Genomic DNA, 20,940 nt, shown 5'->3' with positions numbered 1-20,940 from the left:
CAACAAAAATAACGCCAACCAATACCAATGAAGGCCCGGCTGCTGGCATATTGTGAATCTTTTGACCTACCCAGCTTTTATTAGTTGAAGAAGCTTGATTTATCATTGCCTGCAACATTTAACCCTCTGCTTTTAATTGAACATCGAGCTCTTTTGCATAGGCACTGGGGGACATCTGTGTTATCTTCTTAAAGTTCCGGTTAAAACTGGTCTTCGAGTTGAAGCCGCACTCTAAGGCCAATGACAGCATCGTATATTGCCTGCTGTCGGGTCGTAACAACAATTCCTTAAAGGTCTCAACCCTATAGGTATTGACATAATCATAAAAGGACTTTTGTTCTCTGGAATTGATGACCTGCGAAAGTATAACGGGATGCACCTCGAGGATCTTGGCTAAGTCCCCCAAAGTTAACTCGGGATCCTGGTAGCATTTTTGTTCCTTCATCAGCGCATTCAGTTTCCCATGGATGAGCGAAGCCTCAGATTCCGCCAGCCTCGTCTTTTCATATTTGACTTTTTCAGCGGGTTCTGGGGTAGCCTCGTCATATCGTATTTCATCCACTGCTTCCAGTTCCCGCAGCGGTACCACCTCATGTACCGATGACGCATGCGAAAAAATTCCTACCTGTTGTACACCAAAATAACCGAAGAAAAAAATGAATAACGTGATGACCACAAAAAATAGCTCTGGGCTCCCCTCGATAATGACGACAATCCAGATTGCACCAATACCAAAAATAAGATAGCGCATCCAGTTGAGGGTAATTTTTTCCGTATTGGAAAATTGTCCGACAATATTCTGTCTATGCCGACGCAACAACATTAGTGAAAGGATTATATATACGATCCCCGAGATCATAAAACCCAACATCATAATCCAGATGAAAGTATCATATTCCCGCAACATGTAATATTTCCCTTTATATTCTGCGACCGCGTCCGGTAACACAAAAGCCAATATAACCGCTACAATCACAGCAGGAATGAAATGCAGGAGATAACGCCATGTATGCCGCTGCTGTCCGGTCGCAAACAGAATATACAGATATAAGAAAGGACTATGTAAATAGGGAAAGGGCATTTCCCATCCAAAAAGTTTCGGCATTTTCAGTATTTCCCCAGACCCATACAGTCCAACCAAGATCAAATCAAAAAAAGCGAAAAAAAGCCAAGTGCTCAAAATCATATCCGCAGCGCTTTTCTTCGGTTTACTGATTAATAGAATGAAAAGAAACAGGGCCATAAAAACACCACCGATATAAATGATATGCCAGATTGAGGTCATAGGGAATTAGTTAGCATAAATTGTAATAAAGCAGCTGATTTTGAGTCTGCACTTATTTTCTAAAAATCATTTTTACAAACATTGGACATCAGCAATATACTCTCTTTTCGTTTATTTATCAAATTGAAATCTCCGCGTAAAATCAAGGCCAGTAGACCAGCATTTTATTGAAGGTTGCTTTCAAAATTGCGTAAACCTCACATGCGCATCGTCCCATCTTATAAGACGGCACCTTTGTAACATAAGCCACACATAGGTACAGGCGTTCTTTACGACTAATCAAGCGCAAAGAATACATTTATCTCCAACCCACTTTTCTTTCCCATTCTTCAACTTCCAGTTTCCTTTTTTCAAAATCCGGCGGCGGCAATTGTCTTTCGTTCTTCGCCCGTTCCCTTATACTCTCCGTCTGTTCTTCCAATGTATTAAGTCCTATTGACTTCCTTCTCTTATTTACTTTAACCAAGCTGTCAAAGGGGTTTGGACTTAAGTCACCTTTTTCATCCCAGTCAAACTGCGTTCCATAGAGCTGTAGTTTACCCTCAAAAACTAATATTCGGTCGGTTAGATAAGCTAAATTTTTCGATTCGGCTTTGTTTTCCTCCACAGCGGTTTCCAATAGCTTGAGACACTTTCTCATAAATTCAGGCTTTTCAATAGAATGCTGTATGACCAGCCAAGCTGCTTCACTGGCCTCTTGACCAACTTTATCGATGGTCGGATAGCCGATTATCTCTACGATATTGTTTAATTCAGTCGCATTATGATTGTGCAGCTGTTGCATCTGTGCGTTATAACCGTCGCTCAATTGTCCCCTTTGAACAAGTTCGCTCCTCAATGCTAAATCCGCATCTTTGAGCTCAATTATTTTTTTTGCTATGCTTCTATAGTCCATTTGATCACGTTGCTTCCCCTATATTTGGTATTGTATTAGCTGTATCCTATCATCATAGCTTCTGAATAAAAGGTAAAGTATGATGCTGTTGTAAACAAATATACCGAACTCGCCTCATTTTTGGGCTTACCTGCACCGACTGGGTCTCCTGAGCCTCCTTCGGTTCAAACCTCATAAACCATAAAAGGTCGCAGGTCCTCTTCCTGCTTAGAAACAAAAAAAGCCCTAACTTTCGTTAGAGCTTTTATGTCGGGGTGGCAGGATTGGCTCAGCCCCGCGTCACCCAAACTACAACCCTGAGCCTCCTTCGGTTCGAACCTCATAATCCTTTAAAAGGTCGTAGGTCCTCTTCCTGCTTAGAAACAAAAAAAGCCCTAACTTTCGTTAGAGCTTTTATGTCGGGGTCATGGGAGTCTGTTAGAACACCTTGAGGAACTTTTAGCGGAAATTGCCAAAATTAAAGAGGAAGAATAACTCAATTATGAGCTATTCAAAAAGTTTCATAAAGATAAAGGGGATTTATATATCCCCTCTATCTTTAAATGAATAGTAATCACAATCAGTTAGGATAATATGGTCTAACAGCCGTAAATCCATGATAGCGCAAGCTGTTTGGAGTCTTGTGGTTACTGCTTTATCCGCATTGCTCGGTCTTAAAATTCCCGATGGATGGTTATGGGCAACTGCCACCGCTGTTGCGTTGGATAACAAAGCACATTTGATTATCAGTTTAATATCGACTGCAACGGCATCTATACCGCCATCTGCTATCCTGTAATATCCAACTACATCCAATTTATTGTCGAGATAAAGAGCATAAAAACTTTCCCTCACCTCGATTTCGTCTATATTCCAGACCTGTCTAAATGCTACTTCCAAATCACTTGAAGAGTGTATTTCGGTAAAATCCGAAACAGAAAGTTCTGGATTTCGTCTGTAAGAAAGACATAATTCATTTGCGATAAACTCGTTCTTTTTCATGGCGTATTTGATTTAAAAAAATAAAAAATTAATTAACGCCAATGCGGATACGAGCCAAGTTTGACTAAGCAAAAGAAAAAACTGCGGAAAATGGGAGGCTCCGCTCGGAACGAGTGGATACCCATTTTGTGCAGTTTTTTATTGGGTGCGGTCGGGCTGAGCGATGGGGTGTGTCAAACTGGCGAGGTAAATTGTTGGTTAATTAATTGTACCCCTAAAACACATCGAAAATCTTGGTCTGTTCCTAATGAGCGGATAATCTTAGGACATAAAAAACGGTTACAAAGCACTTTTTGCCCGCAAGGGCCGCGCGCAAAAAAATGCCTTTGTCACGTGTAACACAATAAAGCAATAGGCGATGTTCAAAATCGCCTATTGCTTTATTGTGCCTGTCGTATGGTCTTGCGACTGTTGGGCTTGATGACCTCGCACCCATATTTTACTTTGATTTCGTCCAAAGACATATTACTGCCCTTTCTGACTTTAAACATATCGCTACGGTAATACCAAGCCTGTTTTTTCTTGGCGAAAAACAAACCTGCTTCCCTTAGCAATTTGCGTATGGGCTTTGTATTGCCTGTTACCCAAATCCAAAAGCCGACCAATTCGATTTTGATATATGGCAGGTGGGCAATCTTTTCGATTACTTCCCTGTATTCCTCGGAAAACTTGATTTTCTGCTCGGTTTCCTCGCTGTTGAGGTTCTCGCCCTTGATAATCTTCGCACTTACAAAGGCGTATTCCTGGTTAATTTTCTGCATGGTCTCGGTGTCTCCGCCTCGGTCGGGGTGGTTGTCCATCGCCAACTTTTTGTAAAGTTGTTTAACCTCGTCAAGCGTTTTGCAGTCGTTAAAATACATCATAACAATAGTAAATTAAGCCCCCCGTAAAGGGGGCTAAGTGAAACAAAAGGGGTTAAACTGTCGGCAATGTTATGTTTGCTTCGATTTCGGCAAGCCTATCAAGGCACATCGTTTTAACGAAAAGTGCAACGGATTTGATGATAACCGGATTTTTGGTTACAAACTTATTACGGTTGTCGTCCTCGATGGTGATTGTACACCCTTGATAATAATTACTATCGGTTTCGTCTGCGTCGTCCTTTATTTCAACCTCGAATTTATCCAAGTTGGCAATAGTTTCTAATAGTCGGTCACGCTGTACTTTCTTGCGGTGCAGGTCTGCAACAACCTGTAAAGTCTGCTCAAGATTTGGGGGGAATTTAACCTTTGTATCTTGTTGTTCTGTTGGGGTTGCTTTCTGCTCGGTGGCGGTCGCCTTTGCTGTGGTTTCCTTTTCGGCTACTTCGGTTTTTACCTCCTGTTTTTCCGCTTTGGCTGTGGCGGTACTTCCTGCCGTTTTTGCCGTGCCGTTGTTTGCACTTCCATTAGCTACCGCTTTTGTGTTCCTGTTATTGATTGCTGTCGTTTTCATGATATTAAAATTTATGTGTAAAAAATGTATTGTAAATAAGTTTCGATAAGTAGGCTATCAGCGGGGGCGCACGTGTTGCAAACTGTGTTTTTCCAAAATTTTTCATGTCCAAATTTTTTAAGCGAAAACCAAGGGCACAGCCCTCTGGCTTTTTGTTAGAAGACCGCTCCTTATAATCCCACAGTAAGGCAAGGCTTTGGAGAAAAAAATACTCTTTCGTGCCGAGGGAGTGTGCGACCGAGGTGCGAAAGGAAGATTTTTTTTGAACAAACCCCTTGGGGCTTGGGCTTGACGACTGGGGGATTTAGGGGAAATTTGCTAACGAAAAGGCCAAAGGAAATTCGCCTAACGCTGATAATAAAGAGGTATCAGATAGAGACGGGTGGGTAGAAATTTGGGTGAAAAACAGGTGTAAACTTGGTTGGGAAATAAACGGGTTGAAGAGTGAAAAGATTAGGAAATAGGCAGGTTGGAGATTCGGTTAAGTTGGCGGGGAAATCAGGCAATAGGAAGACCGCTCGGCTTGGGGAAATGGGAAGCCAATTCGGAAAAATGGGGCTTAGTTCATGGGAAAACCTATCTAACTTTTTGGTAAACGACCGCTCCGTCTTTCGTGGGGTATTCCAACGTACCTGCTTCAAGGTCTACCTTTAGAATATCCACGGTATTGTACATCGGGTGAGCAATCCTAATGGTGGTATCACTCGCTTGTAGTTCACCTACCAATGTTTCGCCCTTGCCGTGGTTGTTCCATTCGCCCGCTACTTTATTGGTGGGTCTCTGAGGATCATCCTCTTTAGCCGAAGACCAATTCGCTATAACGGTCACATCGAGTTTGCCGTCTTGATTGGCTTTGATTTCCAATGTGTCCTTAAAATAGTCAAAGGTGTTTTCGCTTTCCGAAGCGTACAGCCCTGTTACCTCTTTTTGTAAATCAGCACCGTTGTTTCCCGATGTACAGGCGTACATAAGTATGAGGGAAAGGGATGTGCAGGATAGTGTTTTTATGTTTATCATAACGGCTTCTCCTGTTAATGGTTATATACAAATATACCTATTTGGTATCGGTTAAACAAAAAAGGACATCGGTTGGTTTCCGATGTCCTTTGAGGGATTGGGCGGTTATCTTGCCATTCTTGCTGTCCTTGCTTCGTTTTGGTTCTGTCCAAGCCCCATAGCGTTTGCCCTTGACTGCGATAGGTCTTGACCCTCTTTGAGAAACTGCTCACGCATTACAGGTTTGCCGTCCTCCCGAAAGAAATTGAGGTTTCTAAAACGCACGGCAACTTCAAGGCGTACCTTTTGGGTTTCGTTATTCTGATTCTCTACCGTGACCATTGGCATATTTCCATTGCGTACACTTGCTTCCAATTTCTTGGCGGTTTCGGGTTTTTCCATTTCCTTGATACGGAATTTTTCAAGCGTTTCGTTGAGGTCAAAACCATAGGCAGGGTCATTGTACTGGTTCATCGGATAGTTACCGTACCTGTCCCGCTCCTTGTTGAAATTGAGCGTTACCCATGCTTGGTAGCCAACGCCTTGAAAGTTCAACAGGTCATCACGGTACACGGCATTCCCCAACATGAGATTGCCCGCCTGTTCTTTGCTAAAGCCTTTCCCGTTATCAATGTAAAAGGTCTGCGGTAATGGGGGTTGGCTGTACGTTTGACGGAACGAACGTTCTGTATAAATCATTTTCGAGTTTTCAATCTGTGCAAGTTTCGTCCTGCTCCTTACATCCTTGCCGATGGCAAGCTCGCTGTTCGGCTGTTGCTTGAAATACTCAATTGCTTCGTATGGGGTGTCAAACTTCCGCACAAGACTTTTATCTCCCTCCGTTGGGGTGATGACCATGTATTTGGATTCGGGTGTACGGAGTCTGTTTCTGTCCACGGTCACATCGAATTTGTTGAAGTAGTAAAAATCCGATTGAGCCGATTTCTTGTAATGGAGACGATAATCAACGATTCCCTTTGGGGTCTGTTTGGATTCGTAGAGTTTAAACTCCGGAACGTTCTTTTCCATCAGTTCCTGCATTTTTGCAGTGGATTCCTTTGAGAAACCCAATGCTTCCATTTCGTACTGTCTGTCTTCGAGATTACTTAAATTCATGGCATATTGCTTTTATTGTTTACAAAATTTAAAGTGCGGGGTGTCATCTTTTGATGCGCAGTAGAACCTGTTCACCCGCCTTTATCCTTACTTTTATCTTCCGCAGTCTTTTGCTCACCGCACTTCGTGCAGCGTCTATTCCCGCACCTGCTAACTGTGTGGTCAATGAATTGTCGAGACCATAAAGTCCGATACCGCTTATTGCCCTGTCCGCACCCATGTTTGCCGTTTCGCTGATTACCGCTTCGGGAGCGTCCAAGCCCTCGATACCGTCAAGTCCGTACACGGCGAAGTTGACAGGGATAATGGACGTACCGAGCCGTATATTGGTCACATTGACCAAAAGGCGTTGGTTGGCAATCCTTGCGATGCCGAATACTTCATGTCCTCTGGGTATGTTAAATCCATCAATGGTTACGGTGTCTTCAAGGCGCAGTCTAACAGTCGCTCCCTGTACAACCCTTTTCTTGTCGAGTACGGTTGCGGGTATTGCCCTAAACACGCTGTCTACGGTAAGCGAATCGGACAACATCCGTTCACGGTTGGCAACACGTTCGGGATGCTGTATATCAAGGATATTCCTCAACATATCGTTCAGTTGCTCGGTTTCGGGGTCGGGCGTGCTGTCCTCCTGCATATTCTTCATTAGCTGTTCCAACCTGTCCACATCGTCCTGCAAGGATGTGTTGAGCGGATGCACTTCGGAGAGTGTCATACCGCTTGCCCTTTGCCCAGATATTGTACGCCTGTCCACCTCGGGTTCTTGCAACCTCTTTTCAATCATGTCGAGTTTTTCGCTGATTTGGGCGGTGCGTTCCTCCAATTCCGTGCTGTCATCAAACCCGAAGTCTTCCGTGATTTCTTCCCCAACATCCTCGGGGTCTGTTTCATTTTGGTTCATCCTGTAAAGGGAAGCCTTGTCGGTCGCTTCGTCTTTCCGAAACGAGGCGTCGGGCAATGCCGTGTTGATGCCTGTCGTTTGGGGCGTGTCCTGTACCGTTCCCCTGCCACCGCCGAGGGCATAGAATATTAACGCCATGATAGGCACGAAGATTAACGGTAGCACCAATAGTGCTTTCTTTTTGCGTTGTTCCATAATTATTGCTTTTTTAAATGTTAACTATTGCATTTACTATCAGATAGACACAATGCAGACCGACCACGAGACAGAATGCGAAGAGCAATCCTTTAGCCCTCTTTTTCGGGAGATTTTCCGTCCGTCTGTTGAGCCAATCTGCCATTTTTCGCTGTTGGGTCTCCAATGCCCTTTTTGTCCTTTTCATCTTCTTTATTTGTTTTCGTTCATGACCGTTTCCCACCGTTGGATAAGGAATCCGTGGGGATTGTTGTCGCTCCTGCTCACGTTTCGGATTTCACCTTTCGTGATTAGGTGTCGCCTAACAGTGGATGTACTCCGAATGATGGTCTGCGTGGCATAACAGGTAAACCTGTACGGTGTCCTGTCCGTCTGGAGCGAAATACTGTCTATCTCAATCCGTGTGGATATGTTCGCCGATATGATGTTGGCGTAAAAACCCTGTTCCCGCAGGTTGTCATGCGCCCTTTTTGCGCTGATGTCGGCTAAATTGAAAGCCTTAGCCATGTTTGCCTGTATCACTTTTTCATCGGGGTCGAGCGTGAAAAAGTGTCGGTGGAAATTGCCGATATGGTTGCGCAGTTCCACAGGCAGGTTTTCCGTTCTTCCCTCGCTGAACGCTTCGAGTGCCTTTCCGTTGGATAGGATGTAAATACGTTCCCTTTCTTCGCTGACCATCCGATATGCGGTGAATATGGCGTATATGCTGACCACGGCACAGGCGACCAAAAACAGCAAACTGAATGTCCTCACGTGCCGAAAAGCCGTTTCTATATTTCTCAACTGTCTAAACATGGTATCTTAATTTTATTCGTCCTTGATTCTTATTCTTTCTTGTTGGTGTCCGCCTTGCTCTTGTCATTGCTATTGCCCTTTAGGCTACTGTAAAGCTGTTTTCCCAATTCGGAGTAATTTCCACCTACTGCTCTGACCGATTCCGTTCCTGTTGCCGAACCTTGTTGGGCTTGCCCCATTATTGCCTGTCCACCTGTGATTACCGTGGTATTGACACGTTGCAGAAGTGTATTGTGTCCACCTGCTTGTATGATATACCCCGCTACGTTGGGAACGGAGAAAAAGCCAACTATCCCGATGAGCAAGAACACGAGATAGGCGGTGTCCGTACTGCTGAAAAAGGTGTCGCCACCGCTCTCAATCTGTGAAATATCGAGCCGTATCATATTCTCCTGTATCTTCCCGAGTATGCTCCCGAAGATGTTCGCAATGGGCAACCACAGGTATATGTTGACATACCTTGCAATGAAGTTGGTCAAGGTGTCTTGGAATCCGTCATATACCGAGAAACCGAGCACCAACGGAAAGACGATGGCAAGCACGATGAGGAAAAACGTTCGGAGCGTATTGATACAGAGGGATGCGCCGAGGTAGACCACTTCGAGTACCTCTTTTAGCCACGCTTTTATCGAGTTCCTAAAGTTGTAGGACTGTTTTTCCATCCAAAACTGTATATCGTTGGAAATCCCTTTCAGCCAACGGTCTTCAGACCCTTTGTTATCCTCGGGATATTTGTACTTGTACCATTCTTCCCTGTTGCCTGTACCGTCTTCGCCAACATATATCTGCCATTGCTTTGATTTTTTGACGGCATTCTCTTTCTGTTTCAACAGCACTTCTATCGCCTTATTGCTGTTATCGACCATAGCCGAGGTAGCGGAGACGGTCGGGCTTAGTACGGAGTTGAGCAAGGAAAGGACAGCGGGAAACAGGATGATGGCAAGTCCGAGCGCAAAGGGGCGCAACAATGGGTAAAAGTCGATGGGTTCGGCTGATGCAAGCTGTCGCCATACACGGACGGCGATGTACCAAAGTGCGCCAAATCCCGCAATGCCACGGGCTACGTCGATAAGGCGACTGCTAAGGGGCAACATCTCGTTGTAGATATTATCAAGCACGCCTTGCATTCCTGTTAGTGTGCTGTTTATATCCTGTGCGTTTCCGATAATAGGAAAGACAATAAACAGCGTGACTATGGGTAATAAACTGATGGTCTTTTTCATTTTTCCTCCTTTCATTTCCTTGTCCTCAACATAGTTTCCAACCCTTGCACCTCCCGCTTTTCGTTCTCCCGCATAAGTCCAAGCATCCGTGCCTCGTCGTTGAAGTAGCGGACAAAAGCGGACATTTCCTGTGTCTTGGCGTAGAGCTTGTCGATATAGCTTAACCTTTCGTCGTCGCTCATCCTAAGATTGGAAGCGGTAATGACCATCAACAGTTCCTCGATGTTGCGTAGGCTTCTGCTTGTGATATTGCCATAAACAGAGAGCATATAATCAATTTCATTCACGGAGAAATTACCCGATGACCGAAACAGTCTCTTTGCCCGACCGTAGTCGTCCATGATATTTTTTTGCAGGGCAATGATGTCGGCTACCCTGTGGTACTTCTTGATGGCGGGGTTGACCTGCATCAATCCGTCAAGGAAAACGTCATGGATGGAAAAATTGCCCCTTGCAATATCCCTTACTGCATTGTAGCCACCGGTCAATACATCGTAGCCTTTTTTCATGTCCTGCAAGATGTTCTTGAGCTGGCTCAACTTCTCCACGTTCAACAGCAACTGCTGTATCTCCTGTGACTGCGCTCGTACTTCTGTAATCCCGAACAATGGGAATACGGCTAACATTCCGTACAGGAATGCTCTTTTAATCCTGTCAATCATATAACCTCCTTAGTTTTTGTAGTGAGCTGTCCTCGCTTTCCGATACCATGCGCCACGTTTCGAGTTCCTCGGCAAGCCATCTTGCGAACAGCATCTTGTCGGTCGCTTCACGGTGTATCGTGCTGAGCTTCTCCAATCGGCTTGCATCGTCCATGCTCGTCATGTTGGCAGATGTGACCAACAGGAGTTCGTCCATATCTCGCTCGCACTGCTTGATAAGATTTCGCTTGATGGTCATCAGATAATCCCGCTGTTCCTGTCCAAGCTGTTCGGGATAGCGCAGGTTGTCGAGTAGCCTTGCGGTGGTACGTTGCATCGCCAATATCTCGGCTATCTTCGGGTTGTTTCTCACAATGGGATTGATACTTTGTAGGTTACTAAAGAATAGGTCATGCAACCCAAATTCCCCGTTTGTGATTCCTTTGACGGTGTTCAGTCCATCCCGAGCAATGTCGTAGCCTTTCTTTGCCATAGAAGCGTATGTCCGCAATGCCACAATCTGCTCCAAGAGGTATTTTTTCTGCGTGCTCTTTTGCTTGAAAAACTCGCTGAAAGTCTGTGCTGACAGAAAATTTGGGGCGAGCATAGCTGTAAGCATAAGGGGCAACAGCACCCTCCATGCCCTTATTTTCTTATTGTTCGATTCCATATAGTTTCTTTAACCGTGATACTTCGTCCAATGAGTTTGCTCTTTGTAGGCTTACTCCGATATTTTGGCGGTTGAACCTCTTTAGGTCATTGAGGTTTCCGTTAATCCTGTCGGTAGCCTTGTTGATGATTTCCAAGCGTGATGCGTCGGACATCTGCGTACCGAAGCTGTTGACCACGATTAGAATCTCGTCCACGTTCTTGATGCTCTCCTCCAAAATCCCCGTATAGATCCTTTTCATGTTTTCAAGTTCGTCGGGTGAAAAATGGCTGTCTTTGGTGAACAGCCCCCATGCCCATTGGTATTCCTCGACCAATAGGGATTGGCTTTCTACAAGCTCCCGTACCCGCTTGATGTAGGTAATGGCTGATTTGACCTCCCACAGTTCCCTGTAATAGCGTTCGTACAGGTCTCTTTGCTTTTCGGTCCAATCGGCTATTTCGCCGAGCTTTAGTTTGGAAAGTTGATTTTCAAGCGTTTTCTGTGCGTTCTGTAACCAAATCGTGCGGTTCTGCAAACGCTGTACTTTAAGGTCAACGGCTTTGATGACACGCTTTACACCTGCTTTTATCACTTGCGCAATCGCCACTTGGGCGTTGGCTCCCTGTGGCAATGCCACGCAAAGCGTCATTGCACTCAATGGGAGTATAACCATGTAGTTTTTCATATTCTTAACTTGTTTTTTAATTGCATTCAAGAACCCCTCGGTTTTTTTCATCATCTTCAACATCTTCATCGCTGTTTGTCTAATTTGTTATTGATTCTGTTTTTGCATTCGCAGTTCCTTTGCGAGATGGGCAATGCCCCTTTCCATGCTTCCATACCTGTCGGCATATTCCTGTACTTTGAGCTTCTCGGTCAATTCGGTGGTGTATGCAAAATACTCCTCGGTGGACAGTTCGTTACGGTAGACCTTGATGGACTGTCCGCCCTGGTCTATCAGAAGTTCCCTGTAATTCTTCGTGGGGTCGTTTGCCCTGTTCAGTGAGAGCATCATGGTCTTGGTCTTTTCGGAAAGTCCAAGTGTCGCTTGCAGACTGTCAAACTTGTTCATGAATTTGCGCATATCAAGAAAGACCTTTGTGTCCGATAGGTTTACCACGGTCTCCTTGATGACAGGCGAACTGATGAGGTCGTCCACCTCCTGCGTAATCAGTGCGGGAATACCATTGAATTTTCGGATTGTTTTGTAGAGGTATTTTATAAACTCTGCCATACCCGCCTTTGCTATGGCAATCCATGCTTCGTCGATGGCAAGTACCTTTCTACCTTTGAGCTTCCGCATCTTTGAAATGAACATCTGCATGATGATAATCGTGACCACCGGAAACAAAATCTCATGCGACTTGATGTTGTCCAGTTCAAAGACTATAAAGCGTTCGTTCAATAGGTCGAGATTCTCTTTGGCGTTCAACAGGTAGTCAAATTCGCCACCCTCGTAGTAGGGATTCAGCACGTAGAGAAAATTCTCAAAGTCAAAATCCCGAGTGTTAACACCCGATGATTTCAGTACCGTGCTGTAATCGTCCTTTAGAAACTCATAGAACGTATTGAACGAGGGAAAGATGTTCGGATACTTGTCGAGCTTTTGATAATAGGCTGTGAGGGCATTGGACAGGGCAACGTATTCGGAACGTGTGTAGGTCTCGTCCGATTTCTTCCACAGGGAGAAAAGCAAGGTCTTTAGGCTTTCTTTTTTCTCGGTGTCCAAGACCTCGCCGTCCGACAGGTAGAACGGATTGAACTTGATGGGATTGTCCTCGGTATAAATGAAATAGTAACCGTCCAACAGGTCGCAAAGACCCTTGTAACTGCCTCCGACATCAATGACCACACAGTGCGCACCGTCCTCGTATAGTGTTCGCAGAAAATGGTTCATCAGCATGGATTTACCCCCTCCACTGCCCCCGCAGACAAACAAATTGCGATTTGTTATCGTTCCCTGCTTCATCGGCTTATCGAATAGGTCTGCCGATACAGGCCGACCGTAGAGCCTTTCGCTGAGCCGTATGCCCGAGCTGTCCGACCTGTAATTTGATTCGAGGTTAAAGAAACAGGTTGCCTGTTCGGCAAAGGTGATAAAGGTATCGTTCTCGGGAAAGTCTGCTTGGTTTCCTGCCATGCCCGCCCAATATATCTGCGGTGCGCCGACGGATTCGACCTTTGCCACGGCATCCATCTTTGCCATGTTTGCCGATACCCGATTGCGCACGTCCTTTAGCTTTTCGCTGTCTTCATCCCACACCATCACATTGAAGTGCGCTCGGACAGGAAGATATTGGTTGGCAACGGCATCGTTCAGATAGTCGTTTACGGCATCACGGCTTACCGAATTTTCACGGCTATAAGCTGAAAGGGAGTTTAGCCGTAGCCTTTTCCTTTCGAGTTCCTTGATGGTCTTTTGCGAATCGCCTATGAAAAGGTATTGGTTGTACAGGTGGTCACAGTCCAACAATAAACCGAGCGTACTGGCAAAACCAATAGAAAACTTTGTCCTGTCGGTACTATACCTATCATAGTTGATACGGCTACCGCACATCGAGGGGAGTTCCTCGACATCGGAAAGCGTGTACATTTCGCAATGCTTGTTCCCGATGGTCATACGCTCCCCGATATGGGTATCGCACAGGTGGGATTCTTCGCCCTCGCCCAACAGGAAACAGTAACGCTCAATGATACCTGCTTTGTTTGCCGTGCCTGCAAGTTCATCGTCAACGAGCCTGCGCAACCCGACAAAATCACTGTCTTCGAGTACCCTTGTAAACTGCCCTGCGATGTCCTCGAAATTCCGTAACAGCACGCTGTCCACGGTCTGTTTGGGTACGATGGATTTTCGTAGTATGTTACAGAAAGCTGAGTTTGACGGTTTCCTGTCATCGGGTTTCTTGGTAAGGAACAGGTAACAGTTGTGCGCCATGTAGGGTCGCCCCGAATAGAAACGGTCACTGCTCGTGGATAGAAAGGTTTTGCCCGAGCTTTCCCGAACGGTGCGCTTTACAAACCAATCCTGCTTGTGTAGTACCGTATGTTCGGGAAGAAGTTTTATCGCCTTTATCCACGCTTGGTGGAATGCGTCGTATTCCCTTTCGGCAAGCGTGAATATCTCGGGCAGATGGATTTCATAGGCGAGTGTGATGTCGCCGTTTGCTGATAGTATGCAGTTGTTTTCCACGCTTGCAATGGGAAGTATCTTGGTTGCTTCTGTCATTTTGCTCTGATTTGTTTTCGGTACTTGAGGTGTATGAATTGTTTTCGTGAACGGTAGCGTATGGCCTTGGGCAAGCGACTTCGGGCAAGGTACTTTTTGAGTCCATGCTCTCCGAAGCGTTTGCTCAATCGGTCAACTGCCCAAAACAGGGATGCTCCCGCCGTACCGATGACAGGGAGAATGACCATTAAGGGAAGTCCGATGATGTACAGCACGGCAAAGAGAATGAGCAATCCGACCAATCCCCCTGCGAGGTAGGCGATGTACTGTGCCTTTAAGCCTTTGAAGACGATGGGTCGGGAAACGCCTTTGTTCATGTGATAGACTACTGCCATTGTATTTTCCTCCCATTTCTAAACCCCAAAGAATGATTTGAGCACCGTCGCCACGATGACCAAGAAAATACAGCTCCCGAACCAGCTTGCGGCGACCTTGTTCGTGTCCGGGTCTCCTGCGTTCCATTTGTTGAACACCTTGACCGCTCCGACGATTCCGATGACTGCACCGATAGCATACATCAGGTCTGTGCCTGTATCGAAATAGCCTTTGACCTGTCGTGTCGCTTCCTGCAATCCTGCTTCTCCGCTCTGTGCAAATAGGCTTAGGGCAATAAGCTGTAAGGTTGTGACAAGGGAAAGTGGCTTTGATAGCTTTTTGATTTTTTCTTTCATAACTGATGGGATTTAAGTGTTAGCGAAATAGGTTTTTGATTTCGTCCTCGGTGATGGGGAACGGGGAGCTGTCCTTGATGTGTACGACAAGGCTATCCCAATTCTCGACGGATGTGATGTCGGGATAGGTTTCTTTGAGTTCTTCCAACATCCCCAATAGGTCTTGCTTCGTGCCGTTTTCCTTTTGGGTAATCTCTACGATTTCCGAGATTTCCTTTAGGAAGTCTGGGACTAACCCTAACTGCCTTTCCCTGCGGTGCGGGTCGGCAAAGTTGATTTCGTAGGTTTCGGTCATGCCCTCGGGGTCTTTGGTTTCGCCCATGACATTATCGGGGTCGTGGTGTGTTGTCGGCGGTTCGGATTTCGGGGGCTTGGTCTCTCTCGGTTTCAACCCGAATGCCCCTTTGATTTCTTCACGGAAAAATAACAGGAGTACGCCTGTGTACCACAACACGGTTAGGATTGTGGCGATTGCAAAGAAGTGCAACCATGTAAAATCTGATAGTAACATAACTTTGTTCGTTTTTCCCGACGCTCCATTGCGCAGGGATTTCGGAAGCAAAGTTTTCGGTTTGCGCAGGTCTTGTTTGACAACCTCTTGGGTAGTACCCTAAAATAATTTGGGGTGGGGTCACATAAAAAACGCCTACGGTATGTAGGCGTCTTCGTCTTCTAATTTCTGATTTAGGGATGTTCCCATGCTGTTGATGTACTGCGTTCGGCTTATCCTTTTTCGCCGTTTGATTTCGGCAAATCTTCTGTAAGGTCGTTTTACCTCCACGCCAAAGGCTTTCGCCAATACACGGATTACCTCGATGATTTCAGCATTGCCATTGTTCAGTTGTCCGGTGCAATGAATGCCATAAGCCAATTCGTAAAAGTTGATGCTGTCACCTGTCCATTTCAGTACAGGTGCATCGGGATCGTTGGGGGTGTCCTTTGGCCTGCCCTCCAAGAGCTCGTTGATATATCTTGCGGTTAGTTCATTGGCGATAATCTGTGAAAATGGATAATCGCCAAGTGTGGAAAAACGTTCGTCCGCATCTATACGCTGTGTACACAGCCATGTCGGGCAACTCCCTCTACCACGGATGAAAAGGACTTCATCAAGGTGGTCGGCTTTGGAACGGTAATAGGAAACGATTTCTTTATGGTCGTCAAAAAAGCTGTTGATGTCGTTCAGTTTAGCTTGGTAGAATTGGCGTACAAAGGTCTCCGACCAATCGGGGCTGTCCAATCGAAATTTTTGGGTCATGTATGCGAACATGAGGTGTCCGCAAAAAAAGGGTTTGCTTTCCTTGAAAAAGGTAATCTCTTCCTGCTTGTCCGTAAATCCGTGGCGCAATGCCTCGTCTTTCAGTTCCTGTAATAGCCTTTGGATGCAGTCGATTCGAGCATCTTCCCACGGCTCTGTTACGGCAAGGGTTTCTCCAAGAATCCCTATTGCCTCTTTGGACTTTTCTCTAATCATGTCTCTGCCACTTTAGTTAAACCATAGGGCGCGCCACTTGTCCACTTTCTGTAATCGCGATTTTTGGGACTGAATAACAAATCTCCTACACAAACATACACCTGTCAAGTATATGTTTTTACTTCATCCGGTTTCACTTACTAAGAAATTACAGGGAATGATAGGTAGGATTGGTTTATTGGGTGAAAATGGAGCTTTGTAGGATATACCTCTTTTTGGGATAAGAGTGTACTATTGTAATGGGAATAGAAACGGAAAACGTTACTTTACAGATAGTTTCTCGTAATATATTCTATCATTTTGCTCAACATCTCTACTAATCCCTGTGCATTTTTTCTATCTGTTACCGAATTTTTCTTTTGTAGGCTTCCTAATGAAAATGTCTCTCCGTTCGCTCTGATAAAGTTCTGTCGTATAAATTGGGGGAGACTGCCTTTCCCTGTTCTGCGCAGGAATGATAGGTTAAAAAGGGCATTGAACATCATCAAAAATTGCACTATATTTCTTTGGGTACTGAAAGTTGGGCCAATAAGATAGGCGACCTCTTGCTCTCGGTGCTTTATCATATTTTTCAAGAACCTGATCTCTATGGATATTGCCCTCAATACAAACTCTTTCAATCCCGCATCGGAATGGATATAAGCCATTCCGGAAATAACTGGAATCTTACTGATTTCTTTTTGCATAACAAATAGCCGTCCTATCTCGTCTATTGGGTCTTCTACTTTGTCCAATATTTTTCTGTAATAACTAACAAGAGCACGGATAAATTGTACTCGGTTAAAGTTTCGATTTATAAGCTCGTAATATATTGCTTCTTCGAGTTCAAATGTTGATGTCTTGCGACAAATTTCATACAGTGATTCCACGAGCCCCACAAAATAATCAAGTGAGCTAAATCCGTCATTTGGTGTTCGTGAGCTATGATTTGAGGGCATTGGATTAACGAAATAGTCTTGTAGCGAACTTACGATAATGGCATGTAAATTGGCTTCTTGAATTGTTTTAATTATATATTCTACTTTGTTGATTTCCATTGCCTGTATATAACCAACATAATGTAGCGGGGGAGAGAGCTTAGCATATTGCAAATGTGAAAATTTAGACCGTATGTTGAGCATTAGCCTATCGAGAGATGCCAAAAAGCATTCCAATAACTCTGTGCGATACGGGTGATATAAGTGGGCTTTACTTAGATGCGTATCTGCTTTTAAACTCAAAGCTATGGCTTGTTCCATGACTGCATCTACCCGATGTCCTTTACCATTATGGTTGTGTCCGAGTTCAATGAGTGTATAGGAAAGTTGTCTTTCTGCTTCTTCTATCACAACATTTGTTTTTTTTCTAAGGCTATTGGCTTTTTGCAGATTCAATTCTTCTGATTCAGATAAATATAACTCAATTTCTTGCCAAAGAGAGTTTAGCAAGTCTTCGATTTTTAATAGTTCCATCCCAATATTTTAAATCCAAATTATCTTTTATTAATTCTTTATTTCGATGTATGTTTTTAACTCCTTTCTATTTAAAAAGTGGTTCTGATTTATTGGGCAGGTTTCTTTTTAATTTTCTTAGCTGAACGCTTAAAACTACCCCACCAATTCCCGATAGGACGAATGCCAAAGCCGTAATAATTGTTAATGAAATTCGAGTAAAAATGGGATTACATATTAAAATAGTCGATATTAAAATTCTTAATATGCTTGTGATGGTAAGATTCTTACCCCTCAAATGACTATAATTTTTGAGGACAAAGGCGAAGCTTAATCCTTGTATAGCTTGAAATAGGAGTGTGAAACCAACAATAAAAGGTAACATCAAGATGATTATTTCAGACTTTGATAATATTACAATCCCAATAATTGTATTGGAAAGACCGCCTGTTAAATAAAAGGTCAATCCGTCTATTTCACTTTTGTTTTGAATAGAAAAGATAATTTCTAAAATACCGGAAATCAGAAATGAAAGACCAATCAACGGAGTGAATGCTCCGTATGTCTCTAAAGGTGCCATAAAAATATAGATACCGATTATCATGGGAACGGTTCCAATGATTGCAGGTGCAAACCAATGCTTTACGGGATTTTTAGTATTCCTTAACAATGTTGTCATAACGCCTCGCTTTCTATGATTATTTAGTATTTGACAAGACGATTTTGAATCATCTTATTAAGGTCTTGGGATTGGTATTAAATATTTTTATCTATGTACATAATAACCGTTTCAATGTCTATTAAGTTATTATTCTCTCTGTCCTCATTATTTGTTTTGATTTTATGGGATCGGAACAACTCTTTAATCATTCCAAAGACTGAATAATATATTAGTTCGGCTCTTTTATTTGTGATTTTATTGGTTGATTGCTTATTCTGTACTTGGACAAGGGAACTAAAATGATTAAAATGTTTGTGCTTCAATCTTTCAACGAATTCACCAATCTCTTCGGTAGAGGGTTGAGATTGCTCTTTTAAATAAAGATGAAAAACTTTGTGTCGTGAACAAGTTTCTTTCAGGGAGTCTATAATAAAAGCTTTTATCAACATATCATTTTCTACCGAAGACCTTTTTAGACAAATATTATTTAGACCATTTTCCATCTTTTTTAGGAGAGTCAAAAAAAGAATTTCTTTACTCCCATAATGATAGTGAATCATAGCGCTGTTCATTTTCGCTTTATTGGCGATATCCCGTATAGTTGTTAAGGGATAACCTTTTTGATAAAACATTTCTTCGGCAGCCTGTAAAATTTGATCTTTTGTATTCATAACCTCATTCCGTTTTACATTCAATTTTATACTATTAACTATTTTTCTTGCAAACCAACACTCTCAAATATGAAAATCACTTAACAATATCAAAGATTTGCATTGGCAATATTCCGAGTCTCCTTAGCCGTTTTAATTTTCATTATGATGGCAAAACAGCATAAAACGATTAGCACAACTCCAGCGGCTATCGCGGCAATCATAAAAATTGACCGCATAGTTAGTAGTTGACCTTGAACCCCCGAAGATTTTGCAATTAACATATTTGAGATGCCCGTTGCTTCATTTTGACCGTACCCCTTCGATGCAAGAAAACTTTTATATAAATTTTGTCTCTGCATAAGCACTTCGCTATCTGAGGTAAGTTTACTAAGAAAACCATATTTGTATTTTTGGTTGTAATGTAACTGCAACGTATAGAGTCCAGTTATTGAATTAAGTGTAGCAAGAAAACGAGCGTAGGCACAAACAATTATAGCTGTCATTCCGGTACTTTTGGGTACACTTGCAGCACAAAATATGGTAATGGGAACAAATAAAAAACCGCAAGCCAAACCTTGTAGAAATATGGGAAAACAAAGTTCGTAATATGACAGGTCTGGCGTTAGCCGAAAGTATAGCCATAGGTGATAAACACATAGTACAAAAAAACCTGCTAATAGAAGTTTTGGAAGATTCTGTTTTTTCGCAAGAATTAACTTAAGGGCTATAAATGTCGCAATGACAACCCCTACAATGTTATACATTCCTGCATTTACTACATCAGCTGAACTCCAACCGAGAACCCCAGCCGAATAACCATAAACGAGGTTTATACTATCCTTTAGTCCCCAAAAAACTAACATCAAGAAAAGTGCAAAAAGAAATTTACCGAATTTAAAAACAGTAAGGTCAATCAGCGGGCGTTTGAGGGTAGCTTTTCTATATAGGAAGAGACCAATATTAAATAATGCAAATACGGATGTGTACACTATAACAGGGTCAGACATCCAATATCTTTTTGGTCCGTATATGAATACAAATGCTGTTGCTACCGCTCCAAATATAAACAGTATGTAACTAATCCAATCAAGTTGATACAAAGGATAAGGTCTAATGTTTGTATGTGGCTTAAAGATAGCAAGACAAATTACGATGGCTATGATTTGTAATCCAATAAGGATATAATAAAAAACTACCCAATCTGTCCGTAGCACCACCCAAGATGCTCCAAGTCCTACAATCAATCCGCACGTAAGCACCAAAGAGAAAAAAATAGAAACACCAACAAGCATTCTTTTTTCTTCTGGCAGGGTAGAAAAAAGAATTATTAATATACTGCCCGCTACAATGCATGTCGCTACCCCGATAAAGAACCGTAAAACCGAAAATATGATTAAGTCATGTGTAAATAGGCAACCCAAATTAAGTAGTATCCCTGCAATAAACGCTATCAAAAGATAAGTGCGTATATTAAAATACCGTTGTGTGCGGAACTGTACGGGCAGGGTACTGATGATACCTGCAAAAGTAATCTGAAAAGCGAAAGAAATATCTTCTGATTCGGCACCATAAAAAGACATTACATGTGCCTGTATAAGTCCAAACGATGCAAATTGAGCCATGGCGGCAAATAAAATCAGAACTAACCCAATCCTTGTCAGACCTACATGTGGGCTTATCCACTTGTTAAAATATATCGCTTTCCTCATTACAG

General features: G+C 43.4%; 23 protein-coding genes. All 23 read right to left on the bottom strand.

From position 1 onward, the window contains the following. Window positions 1-118: 118 nt before the first annotated feature. Complete coding sequence (locus FGL37_RS11935) at window positions 119-1,285, bottom strand: helix-turn-helix domain-containing protein (RefSeq protein WP_037533667.1); 1,167 nt, start codon at window positions 1,283-1,285, stop codon at window positions 119-121. Window positions 1,286-1,583: 298 nt separating this feature from the next. Further along, window positions 1,584-2,180 (bottom strand): DUF6624 domain-containing protein, encoded by a 597-nt coding sequence (locus tag FGL37_RS11930; RefSeq protein WP_028070519.1) that lies wholly within the window; start codon window positions 2,178-2,180, stop codon window positions 1,584-1,586. 519 nt (window positions 2,181-2,699) lie between these two features. Beyond that, the gene (locus FGL37_RS11925) at window positions 2,700-3,161 is read right to left on the bottom strand and encodes a JAB domain-containing protein (protein ID WP_037533669.1); all 462 of its coding nucleotides are present in this window, start codon (window positions 3,159-3,161) and stop codon (window positions 2,700-2,702) included. 380 nt (window positions 3,162-3,541) lie between these two features. Continuing rightward, window positions 3,542-4,024, bottom strand: a complete 483-nt coding sequence (locus tag FGL37_RS11920; RefSeq protein ID WP_081817906.1) for a molecular chaperone DnaJ — start codon at window positions 4,022-4,024, stop codon at window positions 3,542-3,544. A gap of 52 nt (window positions 4,025-4,076) precedes the next feature. Beyond that, entirely contained in the window at window positions 4,077-4,595 is a 519-nt protein-coding gene (locus tag FGL37_RS11915; protein WP_028070521.1) for a hypothetical protein, read from the bottom strand. A 576-nt stretch (window positions 4,596-5,171) separates the two neighbouring features. Next, window positions 5,172-5,612 carry a hypothetical protein gene (locus FGL37_RS11910; RefSeq protein WP_028070522.1) on the bottom strand — a complete coding sequence of 147 codons (441 nt, stop codon included), beginning with the start codon at window positions 5,610-5,612 and terminating at the stop codon, window positions 5,172-5,174. A 105-nt stretch (window positions 5,613-5,717) separates the two neighbouring features. Then, window positions 5,718-6,707, bottom strand: a complete 990-nt coding sequence (locus FGL37_RS11905) for a hypothetical protein (protein ID WP_028070523.1) — start codon at window positions 6,705-6,707, stop codon at window positions 5,718-5,720. Between the two features lie 43 nt (window positions 6,708-6,750). Next, window positions 6,751-7,803, bottom strand: coding sequence for a conjugative transposon protein TraM (gene traM / locus FGL37_RS11900; protein WP_028070524.1), 1,053 nt, complete (start codon window positions 7,801-7,803; stop codon window positions 6,751-6,753). A 13-nt stretch (window positions 7,804-7,816) separates the two neighbouring features. Further along, complete coding sequence (locus FGL37_RS25375) at window positions 7,817-7,990, bottom strand: hypothetical protein (protein ID WP_160169506.1); 174 nt, start codon at window positions 7,988-7,990, stop codon at window positions 7,817-7,819. A 5-nt stretch (window positions 7,991-7,995) separates the two neighbouring features. Further along, window positions 7,996-8,598 (bottom strand): conjugative transposon protein TraK, encoded by a 603-nt coding sequence (gene traK, locus FGL37_RS11895; protein ID WP_028070525.1) that lies wholly within the window; start codon window positions 8,596-8,598, stop codon window positions 7,996-7,998. Between the two features lie 29 nt (window positions 8,599-8,627). Beyond that, window positions 8,628-9,821 (bottom strand): conjugative transposon protein TraJ, encoded by a 1,194-nt coding sequence (gene traJ / locus FGL37_RS11890; RefSeq protein ID WP_028070526.1) that lies wholly within the window; start codon window positions 9,819-9,821, stop codon window positions 8,628-8,630. 11 nt (window positions 9,822-9,832) lie between these two features. Next, the gene (locus tag FGL37_RS11885) at window positions 9,833-10,483 is read right to left on the bottom strand and encodes a hypothetical protein (protein ID WP_051607011.1); all 651 of its coding nucleotides are present in this window, start codon (window positions 10,481-10,483) and stop codon (window positions 9,833-9,835) included. Continuing rightward, window positions 10,476-11,132, bottom strand: a complete 657-nt coding sequence (locus FGL37_RS11880) for a hypothetical protein (protein WP_051607013.1) — start codon at window positions 11,130-11,132, stop codon at window positions 10,476-10,478. The genes FGL37_RS11885 and FGL37_RS11880 overlap by 8 nt, the downstream gene beginning before the upstream one ends. Next, window positions 11,116-11,799, bottom strand: a complete 684-nt coding sequence (locus FGL37_RS11875; RefSeq protein ID WP_028070528.1) for a hypothetical protein — start codon at window positions 11,797-11,799, stop codon at window positions 11,116-11,118. Before FGL37_RS11875 ends, FGL37_RS11880 begins: the two co-directional genes overlap by 17 nt. An 87-nt stretch (window positions 11,800-11,886) precedes the next feature. After that, on the bottom strand, window positions 11,887-14,340 hold the full coding sequence (locus FGL37_RS11870; protein ID WP_028070529.1) for a TraG family conjugative transposon ATPase: 2,454 nt from the start codon (window positions 14,338-14,340) through the stop codon (window positions 11,887-11,889). After that, the gene (locus FGL37_RS11865) at window positions 14,337-14,675 is read right to left on the bottom strand and encodes a DUF4133 domain-containing protein (protein WP_028070530.1); all 339 of its coding nucleotides are present in this window, start codon (window positions 14,673-14,675) and stop codon (window positions 14,337-14,339) included. The genes FGL37_RS11870 and FGL37_RS11865 overlap by 4 nt, the downstream gene beginning before the upstream one ends. An 18-nt stretch (window positions 14,676-14,693) precedes the next feature. Next, the gene (locus FGL37_RS11860) at window positions 14,694-15,011 is read right to left on the bottom strand and encodes a DUF4134 domain-containing protein (RefSeq protein WP_028070531.1); all 318 of its coding nucleotides are present in this window, start codon (window positions 15,009-15,011) and stop codon (window positions 14,694-14,696) included. 19 nt (window positions 15,012-15,030) lie between these two features. Then, entirely contained in the window at window positions 15,031-15,522 is a 492-nt protein-coding gene (locus tag FGL37_RS11855) for a hypothetical protein (protein ID WP_138096802.1), read from the bottom strand. Window positions 15,523-15,657: 135 nt separating this feature from the next. Beyond that, window positions 15,658-16,482, bottom strand: coding sequence for an RteC domain-containing protein (locus FGL37_RS11850; RefSeq protein ID WP_028070533.1), 825 nt, complete (start codon window positions 16,480-16,482; stop codon window positions 15,658-15,660). A 266-nt stretch (window positions 16,483-16,748) separates the two neighbouring features. Next, window positions 16,749-17,933 carry a hypothetical protein gene (locus FGL37_RS11845; protein WP_028070534.1) on the bottom strand — a complete coding sequence of 395 codons (1,185 nt, stop codon included), beginning with the start codon at window positions 17,931-17,933 and terminating at the stop codon, window positions 16,749-16,751. Between the two features lie 67 nt (window positions 17,934-18,000). Continuing rightward, window positions 18,001-18,591, bottom strand: a complete 591-nt coding sequence (locus tag FGL37_RS11840; RefSeq protein WP_051607015.1) for an HdeD family acid-resistance protein — start codon at window positions 18,589-18,591, stop codon at window positions 18,001-18,003. A gap of 77 nt (window positions 18,592-18,668) precedes the next feature. After that, window positions 18,669-19,244 carry a TetR/AcrR family transcriptional regulator gene (locus FGL37_RS11835; protein ID WP_028070535.1) on the bottom strand — a complete coding sequence of 192 codons (576 nt, stop codon included), beginning with the start codon at window positions 19,242-19,244 and terminating at the stop codon, window positions 18,669-18,671. Between the two features lie 89 nt (window positions 19,245-19,333). Continuing rightward, complete coding sequence (locus FGL37_RS11830; protein WP_081817907.1) at window positions 19,334-20,935, bottom strand: MFS transporter; 1,602 nt, start codon at window positions 20,933-20,935, stop codon at window positions 19,334-19,336. Window positions 20,936-20,940 lie beyond the last annotated feature (5 nt).

It is taken from the genome of Sphingobacterium thalpophilum, from assembly GCF_901482695.1.
Taxonomy (GTDB): Bacteria; Bacteroidota; Bacteroidia; order Sphingobacteriales; family Sphingobacteriaceae; genus Sphingobacterium; species Sphingobacterium thalpophilum.
This window is presented reverse-complemented; position numbering and strand designations above follow the sequence as displayed.

Coding starts and splice junctions, on each gene's coding strand:
- FGL37_RS11935 (WP_037533667.1), bottom strand. CDS start 1,285: ATGACCTCAATCTGGCATATCATTTATATCGGTGGTGTTTTTATGGCC.
- FGL37_RS11930 (WP_028070519.1), bottom strand. CDS start 2,180: ATGGACTATAGAAGCATAGCAAAAAAAATAATTGAGCTCAAAGATGCG.
- FGL37_RS11925 (WP_037533669.1), bottom strand. CDS start 3,161: ATGAAAAAGAACGAGTTTATCGCAAATGAATTATGTCTTTCTTACAGA.
- FGL37_RS11920 (WP_081817906.1), bottom strand. CDS start 4,024: ATGATGTATTTTAACGACTGCAAAACGCTTGACGAGGTTAAACAACTT.
- FGL37_RS11915 (WP_028070521.1), bottom strand. CDS start 4,595: ATGAAAACGACAGCAATCAATAACAGGAACACAAAAGCGGTAGCTAAT.
- FGL37_RS11910 (WP_028070522.1), bottom strand. CDS start 5,612: ATGATAAACATAAAAACACTATCCTGCACATCCCTTTCCCTCATACTT.
- FGL37_RS11905 (WP_028070523.1), bottom strand. CDS start 6,707: ATGAATTTAAGTAATCTCGAAGACAGACAGTACGAAATGGAAGCATTG.
- traM (WP_028070524.1), bottom strand. CDS start 7,803: ATGGAACAACGCAAAAAGAAAGCACTATTGGTGCTACCGTTAATCTTC.
- FGL37_RS25375 (WP_160169506.1), bottom strand. CDS start 7,990: ATGAAAAGGACAAAAAGGGCATTGGAGACCCAACAGCGAAAAATGGCA.
- traK (WP_028070525.1), bottom strand. CDS start 8,598: ATGTTTAGACAGTTGAGAAATATAGAAACGGCTTTTCGGCACGTGAGG.
- traJ (WP_028070526.1), bottom strand. CDS start 9,821: ATGAAAAAGACCATCAGTTTATTACCCATAGTCACGCTGTTTATTGTC.
- FGL37_RS11885 (WP_051607011.1), bottom strand. CDS start 10,483: ATGATTGACAGGATTAAAAGAGCATTCCTGTACGGAATGTTAGCCGTA.
- FGL37_RS11880 (WP_051607013.1), bottom strand. CDS start 11,132: ATGGAATCGAACAATAAGAAAATAAGGGCATGGAGGGTGCTGTTGCCC.
- FGL37_RS11875 (WP_028070528.1), bottom strand. CDS start 11,799: ATGAAAAACTACATGGTTATACTCCCATTGAGTGCAATGACGCTTTGC.
- FGL37_RS11870 (WP_028070529.1), bottom strand. CDS start 14,340: ATGACAGAAGCAACCAAGATACTTCCCATTGCAAGCGTGGAAAACAAC.
- FGL37_RS11865 (WP_028070530.1), bottom strand. CDS start 14,675: ATGGCAGTAGTCTATCACATGAACAAAGGCGTTTCCCGACCCATCGTC.
- FGL37_RS11860 (WP_028070531.1), bottom strand. CDS start 15,011: ATGAAAGAAAAAATCAAAAAGCTATCAAAGCCACTTTCCCTTGTCACA.
- FGL37_RS11855 (WP_138096802.1), bottom strand. CDS start 15,522: ATGTTACTATCAGATTTTACATGGTTGCACTTCTTTGCAATCGCCACA.
- FGL37_RS11850 (WP_028070533.1), bottom strand. CDS start 16,482: ATGATTAGAGAAAAGTCCAAAGAGGCAATAGGGATTCTTGGAGAAACC.
- FGL37_RS11845 (WP_028070534.1), bottom strand. CDS start 17,933: ATGGAACTATTAAAAATCGAAGACTTGCTAAACTCTCTTTGGCAAGAA.
- FGL37_RS11840 (WP_051607015.1), bottom strand. CDS start 18,591: ATGACAACATTGTTAAGGAATACTAAAAATCCCGTAAAGCATTGGTTT.
- FGL37_RS11835 (WP_028070535.1), bottom strand. CDS start 19,244: ATGAATACAAAAGATCAAATTTTACAGGCTGCCGAAGAAATGTTTTAT.
- FGL37_RS11830 (WP_081817907.1), bottom strand. CDS start 20,935: ATGAGGAAAGCGATATATTTTAACAAGTGGATAAGCCCACATGTAGGT.